Source organism: Moorena sp. SIO4G3 (assembly GCF_010692305.1).
GTDB classification, from domain to species: Bacteria; Cyanobacteriota; Cyanobacteriia; order Cyanobacteriales; family Coleofasciculaceae; genus Moorena; species Moorena producens_A.
Window position 1 is genome coordinate 47117 of the sequence record NZ_JAAHIG010000037.1, and the last position, 5830, is coordinate 52946.

At 43.4% G+C, this 5830-nt stretch carries 3 protein-coding genes; all 3 read left to right on the forward strand.

Annotated elements, in window-relative coordinates:
* The coding region (locus F6J99_RS09800; protein WP_293112763.1) for a DUF4157 domain-containing protein at positions 1 to 1961 on the forward strand (1961 nt) is incomplete at its 5' end.
* Positions 1962 to 2087: 126 nt separating this feature from the next.
* On the forward strand, positions 2088 to 4376 hold the full coding sequence (locus F6J99_RS09805; RefSeq protein ID WP_293112764.1) for a DUF4157 domain-containing protein: 2289 nt from the start codon (positions 2088 to 2090) through the stop codon (positions 4374 to 4376).
* A gap of 16 nt (positions 4377 to 4392) precedes the next feature.
* A partial coding sequence (locus F6J99_RS09810; protein ID WP_293112765.1) for a DUF4157 domain-containing protein occupies positions 4393 to 5830 on the forward strand: 1438 nt, incomplete at its 3' end.

Genomic DNA, 5830 nt, shown 5'->3' on the forward strand with positions numbered 1-5830 from the left:
CACCAGTTACTAGTCACACCACTCAACCAGACTCAATTCAAGCTCAAGGTCAGCAAGATGAACTGATGAGGAAGCCAATGGTGCAGCTTCAATCTGTAGAAGGTGGGATGGCTGCTACCCCAGAGTTGGAAAGCTCAATCCAACAGGCAAAGGGGTCGGGGATGCCGATCGCCTTAAGTATCCGGAAACCAATGGAACAGTCGTTTGGGGCAGATTTTAGTGGGGTGAGGGTTCACAGTGATGCCCAATCTGACCAGTTGAATCAATCCATTCAAGCTCGTGCTTTTACTACAGGTAAAGATATCTTCTTTCGGCAGGGGGAATATAACCCTGGGAGTCGAGGAGGTCAGGAATTGATTGCTCATGAGTTGACTCATGTTGTTCAGCAGAATCGAGTTTCAGGTTCATCACAATCGGTGAACCACTCTGCCAATATCCAACGTAAGGTGGGATTTGAGTTTGAGACTTCATGGCGGGTTCGTGATTTAGAGGATGTTGACGACGAAGCCAAAACAGAACATAAAAATGTGGTTGAAGCCTGGGAATTTGAGATAGATAGGAAACTCTTGAATCAAATTGCAGAGCAACCCAACCACAGCATGAGGATAAACGAAGATCAAGCAGTAGGTGACCCAACAAAAGCATGGTACAGTAAATTTAATTCAATAGAAAATCCCGCTGATCCTAACCAAGTTACAGAAGCCGGGAAAGCTCGGATTCAGAAAATGCGCGATCATAATCAATATCGCTCATTATTTAAAGAGGTGGTTCAGACCCTAAGACTTGGTAATGCATTGAGTGCAAAACCACTACTCGGAAAAAATGTAGACAAAGGTGCCAAGCTGATTGAAGCGACTAAATATGATTTGACTGCAGATGCGAGTCCTGCTGGAGGTTCAAACCTGGAGTGGGTGACTGCCCCGTTAACAAGCACTGCCGAAGTTGACTCAGTGATGACTAATCTCACGAAAATGGTTCATCAATTCAATAGCAAAAAAGATGATGAATCTATCAAGCTTGATGAGATAGGTAGTATTGCTGGCGGTGGAACCAAAGCCAAGCAAAATCTCGTCATTTATCCTGAGGGGGGGAGTGAGATGGTTTTTGAACCACAAACCACGGTTGGTATCGGCATCGATAAACTGGGTAAGTTGCTTCAATATGTTAGTGATGACAAAAAACATCTCTTGGAGTCGAAATCAACTTTCCAAAAAAGGCAGCAAGCGAAGGCCGACCTTTTTGGCGCTGGAGGGCTAGATACACTTGTTACAGCTGATGCTAGGGCAAAAACTGTAGTTAAGGCCTTTGAGAAAACTCTACCGCCCAAGATCAAAACTATTAGCAGCAAAGAGCTACAGGGACTGATTACATTACTCGCAAGCTACCTTAAAAATGCATCTAACTTAGGCGACCAAGGGAATGCCAAATCTATTGCAGGAGCTCTGATGGCTCGTACTGATTTTGCACATAACTTTAAACTGATGCCCAATGACTATCAGCAGTATTTCAAAAAGCAACCTCAAAAATTTGTCGATCTAGTGCTCGAAGGAGCAAATATGCCGGGTACTAGTGATCAGAAGGTCTATCCAAATACGGTGGCACGGGGCTCAGTCAATGCTCGCAGTGTCAGAGAAATTTCTCTGACCAAGCAGATGTGGCTAGAAAATATAACTCAAGGGGTCGATCTATTAAAGCATTACTCCAACTTATCCGACGAGGCCAAAGCAGTTCCAGGTGTTACCGAAGAGGATTGGCAAGGATTTCACAGGTCATTGGGCGCTTTGGGAAGCGTAGAGGATGAAGTAGGACATGACCGAAACCGAACCAAGGCTCTTGTTGTTGAATTTCGTCGGATGTTTTTCGGGGAGATGAAGGAGGCAGACCTCAAACCTACAGCAAAGGCAGTGTATGAATTAGTCGAACAGCTTAATGCAAATCAAAGGCTTAAATATAACAAATAAGAATTAGGCATTGACGGGAAGTACCAAATCTGGAGTATGGACTTCAGGTATTCAAGGTTAATTTTTTGAGCCTTTTTAAGCGATTGAGCACACCATGTATAAACTATTAACGATTTAAATTAGCTCATGGGTAATCTACGACAAAGCCAAACCAAAAACACACAAGCTCGATATCAGTCAATAGTATCAGGAAGTAGGAAGCCAACATACCACCCAATCGAGGAACTGCAAGGGATAATCGGCAACCAGGCACTGGGTAATCTAATTAAATCCCAGCCAGACTTATCTGGACAAGTACATCGTTCCCAAGATCCTCTGTTGAGTCGTGTCTCCCCTGTTAGTGGGCAGTCAATCCAGCGAATGCCAATGTTTAGGGGACTTTCCCATGAATTAAGGGGGAATTGGTCTGATGGGAATTTAGTGCAGGCGAAGCTGACTATTGGTCAAGCTGGGGATAAGTATGAGCTTGAAGCCGACCGAGTAGCATCGGAAGTAGTAAGGCAGATTAACGCACCAGTTTCTAGTCTGTCAACTCAACCAGAGTCGATTCAAGCTCAAGGTCAGCAAGATGAACTGATGAGGAAGCCAATGGTGCAGCTTGACTCTGTTGAAGGTGGAATGGCGGCTACGCCAGAGTTGGAAAGCTCAATCCAACAGGCAAAGGGGTCGGGAATGCCGATTGCCGAGAGTATCCGGAAACCAATGGAACAGTCGTTTGGGGCTGATTTTAGTGGGGTGAAGGTTCACAATGATACTCAATCTGACCAGTTGAATCAATCCATTCAGGCTCGTGCTTTTACCACAGGTAAAGATATCTTCTTTCGACAGGGGGAATACAACCCTGGGAGTCGAGGAGGGCAGGAATTGATTGCTCATGAGTTAACCCATGTGGTGCAGCAAACTGGGGGGCAAATCCAGTGTAAGTCTCCGAGTGATAGTGTGTCGAGTTCTCCAACATTCCAGGTACACTTAGAGCAGAATGAAACTCTACAGCGGGCACCAAACAGGAAAAAATACCTGGAACTCAAAAAGCACTTTGAGCATATTTATCTAAAAAAAAGAACGCTCCTGGATATTGAGGAGCTAAATGGGATTCAAGAAATTGCCAACGATCAAGAGGGTAAGCGATCTCTAGAAAGCTTACAAATGTTTTCTTTGGAAGAAGCTAAAGAATACTTAAGAAAAAAGAGTGAGAATGATTGGCTCAAACTACATCCCAATCAAAGACTAATTGTTGCTAGCGTAGCTTGGCTATGCCGCTCAAATACTCAACTATTACAAGAACTTAGTCTCAGCAAAGAGTACTTATTTAAAACTCGTCCTTATCAAATGGCTTTACATTTCAAAGCTAATGAGTCAGGAGGTAATGAGTATCTGGATGAAATTCGGAGTAACACTGCTGAAGTTTGGCAAAATACCCTTGATTTAGGGGAAAAAGGGAGTGAGAGAAAAGCCATAATTATTGAGGAAGCCAAGAAGCGTCAGCAAGAAATACATCAATACGGTAAGGCGAAAGGTAGGAAGGTTGATCTAGGTGAGGCGATTGAAAAACATACAAAAGCCATAGGGGTGCTTAAAAAAGTATTTTTACTCATGCAAGCTGGATTAAAAGAATGTACTGATATTGGAACCGAGGGTAACTTGCCCAGATATGAGAAGTGGTCGGAAAATGTTGCTACCGCTCTATCTCATGGTGGCAGAGTCAATATTGTAATTCCTAAGCTAGCGAAAAAAAGTGAAGCAGGCGTAAGAGACCCCTATGCCTTACTGAATTGGCTTGGTGTAACTCAAGCAGGAAAAATAGACGAAAGTATCGGAGCGTTTAAACGTTCTTTCGGTACACACTTCATGAAAAGGTCGAGGCAGGAAGAAAAAGTTCGAGAGCAAGGAGGAAAGCTAGCAGCAATTAAAAATAAACTTTATGGAACAGAACTTTATGGCATAAATTTAGCTGTTGGTGGTATTGGTGAGACAGATTTCAACAGTGATATAATTTTGCCAGATGGAGCCCACGGACATTTGCTGATTGTTTTTCGACCTCCAACTACAAAAAAATTCGGAGCCCTAGAGGTTGGAGTAGAAACAACTGCTCCAGGTGGTGCGAGTAACGAGGGATACGTTCATAACTGGAAGTCAACAGAAGCCACCGCAAACCCTCTATCTAGTGCAGGAGGTGCTAAAGCTGAAAAACACGGCAAAGGAAAGCTCGATTGGAATCGCCTCAGTATAGTTTCTCTCGACGAGATAGATCAAACTACAGTATTAGGAGAGGAAATTGAAAATTGGCTTGAGAAATTGGAAAGACTAAAGGCTTTCTATGATTTATTGGAAAAAACTAGGAGAATAAGTACTCAAGACTTAGTTGGTAAACGAAACAATTTTAGTGGTAAAATCACCTCATATACAAACTATTAAATATTTCGTAAAACTTATGGGTAATCTACGACAAAGCCAAACCACAAAAACACTCACTTCTCAACAGCAACAAACATCACCTAGTACCAAGCCAGAGCTCCACCCCATAGAAGAATTGCAAGGGATAATCGGCAACCGGGCACTAGGTAATTTAATTAAGTCCCAGCACCAAAACTCTCACTCAGAAGTTGGTTCCCAACAGAAAGTTGCTCGAACTATTGACCCTCTGCTGAGTAGTCTTTCCCCTGTTACTGCACAGTCAATTCAGCGAATGCCAATCTTTAGGGGACTTTCCCATGAATTAATGGGCAATTGGCAACAGGGCAATCCAGTGCAGGCGAAGCTGACTATTGGTCAAGCTGGGGATAAATATGAACTTGAAGCTGACCGAGTAGCATCGGAAGTAGTGGACCGGATTAACGCACCAGTTTCACGTCTTACCACTCAACAGGAGTCGATTCAACCTCAAGACGAGCAAGATCAACTGATGAGGAAGCCAATGTTACAGCTTGATTCTGTTGAGGGTGGAATGGCTGCTACCCCAGAGTTAGAAACATCGATTCAACAGGCAAAGGGTTCAGGAATACCTCTAACACAAAGTATCCGGAAACCAATGGAACAGTCATTTGGGGCAGATTTTAGTGGGGTGAGGGTTCACAGTGATGCCCAATCTGACCAGTTGAATCAATCAATTCAGGCTCGTGCTTTTACCACAGGTAAAGATATCTTCTTTCGGCAGGGGGAATATAACCCTGGGAGTCGAGGAGGGCAGGAATTGATTGCCCATGAGTTAACTCATGTGGTGCAGCAAACTGGTAGTACAGTACAGCGACAAGCAGAAAGCCAAGGATTTCATCAGGGTGTAATACAACGAGCAATTGTTACTTTTAAGCCTCCAAAGGCTAAAGCAGAATCAGCTTACACTTCTGACGAAAAGGAAGGAAAAGACAAAGCTAAAAAAGTAGATGATGAAGTAGAAAAAGCGTTTAATGAATTTAAAACAGGTAATTATGATGGTGCATCGGAAGCCCAGAAACTAGTTTATTTTAGGCGCAAGCAAGAATATGATGAAGGAAAGAAAGTTATTCATCCCTCGACGGCAGCCGGTTACGTGATTGAAGGAAAAGCAAATGTGGGAATAAAAGCCTTGGGTTCTGAATTTGAAACTCAAAATACTACTCTTCTCAAAGGAACTAGACCTGACGTTGCCATAAAACTAAGTACAGGGAATTATGCATTGGTAGATATTACAGCACAGAAGAGTGCTGGGCACATCCTTGATAAGAAAGGAAATTGGACTGGACATGCCAACATCCCCTATGTCGCTGAATCTATTTATCCTATGCAGCACAGGTTGAATTCCCACAATACTGTTGGTGTCTGCCCAAAACACTGGCCCTTCTATCAAATCCGCCATGGTCTAGTGGTTAGGATAGCTGGCTCTCACCCAGCAG